We start from the raw sequence: 4,486 nt of genomic DNA on the forward strand, positions 1-4,486 counted from the left end.
TGTGGTGTTCTCTTCCGATCTGGCATCGCGGGCTTCGAGCGCCTCGGCGACCCGGAGGCGGCGGCCACGGCCCTGATGAACCTCGGCGCGGTGGCCCTCTACCGCGACGACGGCGACCGCGCGGCCTCGCTGCTCGACACGGCCCTCGACCGGTTCACGGCGCTGGCCTTCCCGGAGGGCCTGGGCTGGGCGCACAACCTGCGCGGCCTGGCGGAGCTGCGCGCCGGCCGGACGGGCCGGGCGGTGGCCCACCTGACCCGCAGCCTGGCCACGCACCGCCAGGTCGGCGACCGCTGGCGCACGGCCAGCGTGCTGGAGGCCCTGGCCGAGGCGGCCCGGATCATGGGCGCGGGGGAGCGGGGTGCGGCGCTGCTGGGCGCGGCGGCCACGATCCGCACGGAGCTGGGCACCCCCGTGCCGGCCTGCGAGCTGCACGACCTGGCCGCCACCGCGGCGGGCCTGCGCGCGCAGCTGGGCGAGGAGGCCTACGCGGCGGCCCACCGCGCGGGCCAGACCGCGAGCCTGGACAGCCTGGTCAGCGCGGAGGAACCACCGGTGCCGGCCCTGCCGGCCACGGCGGATCCCGGCTGAACCCCCGGCCGGTCCGGCGGTCTCAGGCCGGGGCGCTGACCGGTGCCGGTTCGGCGATGCAGGCGGTGCCGATCCGCTTGAAGCCCACCCGGAGATAGACCCGGGCCACGTCGTCGCTGCTCGCTGACAGGAAGACGAGGCCGGCGCCCGAGGTCACGGCGTGCCGGGCGAGCGTCAGCGTCAGCGCCGCACCCAGCCCGCGGCGGCGGTAGGCGGGCAGCGTCGCGACGCCGGCGATCTCCACGACGTCGCCGGCCCGCATCCCGATGCCGCTGGCCACCGGACCGGTGTCGGGCAGCTCGACGACCGCGTTGAAGCGGCGGCCCGCGACGATGGACCGGCGCTCCTCGTCGACGGCGGCCGCGTCGAGCTCGACCCGGGCGGCATCGCGCTCCGCGGGGCCGCCGGCGCCCGGATCGGTTCCGGGTGTGCCGAAGCCCACTGCCGCGACCGCGCGGGACAGCTCGACGTCCGCGGTGAAGGTGTCCGACGCCGGGTCGAGCAGGCGGACCCCGGGCGCGGGCACGTCCGGCAGGGCCGCCGGGTCGAGCACCATCAGCGGCGCCTCCAGGACGGCCAGGCCGGCCGAGCGGGCCACCGCGAGCAGGTCAGGGGTGGTCTCGTGGACCCACTCGAAGGCCTCGGGCAGGCCCAGCTCCCGCTGGCGCTCGCGGGCCGCAATGATGTCGGCGGCGGACGGCGGCTCGGCCCCGTCGAGGCGGGGGCGGGCGTAGAACGGCCAGCCCGCAGCCTCCCGGACAAACAGCACCAAACCGCCGAAGTCCTCCGCGCGGGCGGTGAACCGGGGCAGGGCGTCGTAGAACGTCTCCAACCGGCGCAGGAGAGCAGGATCAGGGGTGGTCACCGCGCGAGAGTACACATCTCAGATCCTGGGCGTGTGATCAATACGTCCTGGCGGATGAAGGCCGGCATTCACGTAAACTCAGAAGACCCAGCAGGGCCGACGTCGTCCCGAACCTGAAACCAGTGTGACCGAGACGACCGTGGAGGCCCGGTGGCTCAGCCGCATCCCCAGGGTTTGTATGACCCCGAGAACGAGCGTGACTCCTGTGGCGTCGCGTTCGTAGCCGACCTCGCCGGTCGCCGCTCCCACGACGTCGTGGAGAAGGGCCTCTCGGCGCTGTGCCGGCTCGACCATCGGGGCGCGCGGGGCGCGGAGCCCAACACCGGCGACGGCGCCGGCATCATGATCCAGGTGCCCGACGAGTTCCTGCGGGCCACCGTCGACTTCAACCTCCCGCCCGCCGGCTTCTACGCCACGGGCCTGGTCTTCCTGCCCACCGAGGACGCGGACGCCGCCCAGGCGGTCACGGTGATCGAGAAGTACGCGATCGTCGAGGGCGCCGAGGTGCTCGGCTGGCGCGACGTTCCGGTCGAGCCCGAGGGCCTCGGCGCCACCGCCGAACTGGTCCGCCCGCGGATCCGCCAGGTGTTCATCGCCGCCCACCGCCTGCACGACGGTCCTGACGGGCCGGCCGGCACCCCGGTCCGCGACCTCGACCTCGACCGCGTGGCGTTCTGCGTGCGCAAGCAGGCCGAGCGCGAGACCGCCGAGCGTGGCATACCGGCCTACTTCCCGAGCCTGTCCGCCCGCACCCTGGTCTACAAGGGCATGCTCACGCCCGACCAGCTCCCCGCGTTCTTCCCGGACCTGACCAACCGGCGGGTGCGCAGCGCGATCGCCCTCGTGCACTCCCGGTTCTCGACCAACACGTTCCCGTCGTGGCCGCTGGCCCACCCGTACCGCTTCATCGCCCACAACGGCGAGATCAACACCATCCGCGGCAACAAGAACTGGATGAACGCCCGCGAGGCGCTGCTGGCCTCGGCGAAGATCCCGGGCAACATCCGCCGGCTCTTCCCGGTCTGCACGCCGGCCGCGTCCGACTCGGCCAACTTCGACGAGGTGCTCGAACTGCTGCACCTGGCCGGCCGGGACCTGCCGCACGCCGTGCTCATGATGATCCCGGAAGCCTGGGAGAACGACACCGCGATGGACCCGGCGCGCCGGGCGTTCTACCGCTTCCACGCGAGCCTGATGGAGCCCTGGGACGGCCCCGCGGCCGTGGCGTTCACCGACGGCACCCTGGTCGGCGCGGTGCTCGACCGCAACGGCCTGCGCCCGGGCCGCTGGTGGCGCACCGAGGACGGGCTGGTCGTGCTCGGCAGCGAGGCCGGCGTGCTCGACCTCGACCCGACCACCGTGGTGGCCAAGGGCCGGCTCCAGCCGGGCCGGATGTTCCTGGTCGACACCGCCGAGGGTCGCATCGTCGAGGACGACGAGATCAAGGCCGAGCTGGCCGCGACCCACCCGTACGACGACTGGCTGCACGCCGGCCTGATCGACCTCGAGGACCTGCCCGCCCGCGAGCACATCGTCTACACGCACGACTCGGTGCAGCGTCGCCAGCAGACGTTCGGCTACACCGAGGAGGAGCTCAAGATCCTGGTGGGGCCGATGGCCCGCAGCGGCGCCGAGCCGCTCGGCTCGATGGGCACCGACACCCCGATCGCGCCGCTGTCGACCCGGCCGCGGCTGCTCTACGACTACTTCCACCAGCTGTTCGCCCAGGTCACCAACCCGCCGCTCGACGCGATCCGCGAGGAGCTGGTGACCAGCCTGTCCAGCACGATCGGCCCCGAGGGCAACCTGCTCGACCCGGGCGCCGCGAGCTGCCGGCAGATCGTGCTGCCGCGGCCCGTGCTCGACAACGACGAGCTGGCCAAGCTGCTCTCCGTCGACGACGACGGCGACCTGCCCGGCTTCAAGGCCGTCCGGGTCTCCGGGCTCTACCCGCTGCGCAACGGCGCCGCCGGCATCAAGGCCCGGCTGACCGAGATCTGCCGGCACGTCTCGGAGGCGATCGAGGACGGCGTACGCATCCTGGTGCTCTCCGACCGGGACTCGACCGCCGACCTCGCGCCGATCCCGTCACTGCTGCTCACCGCCGCCGTGCACCAGCACCTGGTGCGCGAGCAGACGCGTACGCAGGTGGCCCTGGTCGTCGAGTCCGGCGACTGCCGCGAGGTGCACCACGCGGCCCTGCTGCTCGGCTACGGCGCCGCGGCGGTCAACCCGTACCTCGCCTTCGAGTCCGCCGAGGACCTGATCGCGACCGGCGCGTTGACCGGTGTGGCACCGGCCGACGCGATCCGCAACTACGTCAAGGCGCTCAGCAAGGGCGTCCTGAAGATCATGTCCAAGATGGGCATCTCCACCGTCTCGTCGTACTGCGGCGCCCAGGTCTTCGAGGCCGTCGGGCTGGACGCCCGGGTCGTGCAGCGCTACTTCGCCGGCACGCCCGCGAAGATCGGCGGTGCCCGGCTGGCCGACATCCACGCCGAGATCGCGGCCCGGCACGCCCGCGCCTACCCGGCCAACGAGGCCGAGCGCAGCCACCGCAAGCTCGACGTCGGCGGCGAGTACCAGTGGCGCCGCGAGGGCGAGCTGCACCTGTTCAACCCGGAGACGGTCTTCCTGCTCCAGCACGCGACCCGCAGCCGGCGGGAGGACATCTTCGCCCGCTACACGGCGACGGTCGACAAGCTGGCCGCCGAGGCCGGCTCGCTGCGCGGGCTGTTCCGGCTGCGCACCGGCGACCGGCCGGCCGTGCCGATCGAGGAGGTCGAGCCGGTCAGCGCGATCGTCAAGCGGTTCGCGACCGGCGCCATGTCGTACGGGTCGATCTCCGCGGAGGCGCACGAGACGCTCGCCATCGCGATGAACCGGCTCGGCGGCAAGTCCAACACCGGCGAGGGCGGCGAGGACGTCGAGCGGCTCTACGACCCTTCGCGGCGAAGCGCGGTCAAGCAGGTCGCCAGCGGCCGGTTCGGCGTCACCACCGAATACCTGGTCAACGCCGACGACCTGCAG

Annotated in this window: 3 protein-coding genes; 2 read left to right on the forward strand and 1 reads right to left on the reverse strand. The window is 73.2% G+C overall.

Annotated features, from left to right (window positions below; genetic code table 11):
- On the forward strand, nt 1–591 hold a 591-nt coding region (locus AB0H87_RS38545), incomplete at its 5' end, for a tetratricopeptide repeat protein (RefSeq protein WP_360157700.1).
- 22 nt (nt 592–613) lie between these two features.
- Here the strand turns inward: AB0H87_RS38545 and AB0H87_RS38550 are convergent.
- Entirely contained in the window at nt 614–1,456 is an 843-nt protein-coding gene (locus tag AB0H87_RS38550) for a GNAT family N-acetyltransferase (protein ID WP_360157703.1), read from the reverse strand.
- Between the two features lie 150 nt (nt 1,457–1,606).
- Here AB0H87_RS38550 and AB0H87_RS38555 point away from each other — a divergent pair.
- On the forward strand, nt 1,607–4,486 hold a 2,880-nt coding region (locus AB0H87_RS38555; RefSeq protein ID WP_360157706.1), incomplete at its 3' end, for a glutamate synthase central domain-containing protein.

It is taken from the genome of Asanoa sp. NPDC050611 (assembly GCF_040654855.1).
Classification (GTDB): domain Bacteria; phylum Actinomycetota; class Actinomycetes; order Mycobacteriales; family Micromonosporaceae; genus Asanoa.